Raw genomic sequence first — 1,136 nt, forward strand, 5'->3', positions numbered from 1 at the left:
GGAAGTGGGCGGTTACCGATTCACCTATTCACGGCGGATGATCGATGCGACCGGCGTCCTGGGTGCGATTGTCGTCGAGGTGGACCTGCAGAAGTTCGAACGGGCCTGGGCCGGGATTTCCGATGCGGTTCTGGTCACTGACAGCACCGGCAATATCATTCTGGCCACCGAGGCCCGTTGGCGTGGTCTGCAGGAGGGCGATGCGCTGACCCTGCAGACGCCCGAGGGTGCCATCCAGCGGGCAATCCGCGCCACCACCGACTGGACCGCGCTGCCGCCGGACGCCTATCTTCAGGGCGAGGCGGTGATGCGGCTGGAAACCCGGGTGCCGTTCCAGGGCTGGCGGATGGCGTCCTTCACAACTTATTCCTCGGTGCGCGAGCGGGTTAACGCAGTGCTGGCGCTGGAAATTATGGGATTCGCCATTCTGCTGGCACTGGCTTTTTATGCGCTCAGCCGGAAAACGGCGCTGCGCATGGCGCTGTTCCAGCGCGAGTCGGCAGAGCTTCGCGTATTGAACGCGCGCTTGCAGCGGGAAATTGCCGAGCGGGAACGGATGCAAAAGACCCTTGCCGTTGCTGAACAGAGCCTGGCGCAAAGCTCGAAACTGGCCGCCTTGGGCGAGATGTCTGCGGCTGTCAGCCACGAGTTGAATCAGCCGCTGGCGGCGATGAAAACCTATCTGGCCGGCGCCCGGCTGCTGCTCAACCGCAACCGCCCGGATGAAGCACTCGCGTCCTTTGGCCGGATTGATGATCTGATCGAACGGATGGGGGCGATCACCCGGCAGCTGAAATCCTATGCGCGCAAGGGCGGCGATGCGTTCAGCCCAGTAAACGTGGGCGATGCACTGGCTTCCAGCCTGTCGATGATGGAGCCGCAGCTGCGTCAGAGGCATGTGAAAATTACCCGCATCCTGCCGGAAGAACCTGTTATGGTGATGGGCGACCGGATGCGGCTGGAACAGGTCATGGTCAACCTCTTGCGCAATGCGCTGGACGCCACCAAATCGGTGGCCGACCCGGAGGTGGAAATTCTGCTGGCCGCAGGTGAGACGGCAACCCTGTCGGTGCGGGACAACGGGGTGGGGATCAACGACTTCGACGACTTGTTCGAACCGTTCTACACCACCAAGC

At 62.4% G+C, this 1,136-nt stretch carries 1 protein-coding gene; it reads left to right on the forward strand.

Going from position 1 to position 1,136, the window contains the following annotated elements:
- A partial coding sequence (locus A2I95_RS40805) for an ATP-binding protein (RefSeq protein WP_291738002.1) occupies positions 1 to 1,136 on the forward strand: 1,136 nt, incomplete at both ends.

Source organism: Leisingera sp. F5, from assembly GCF_001593695.1.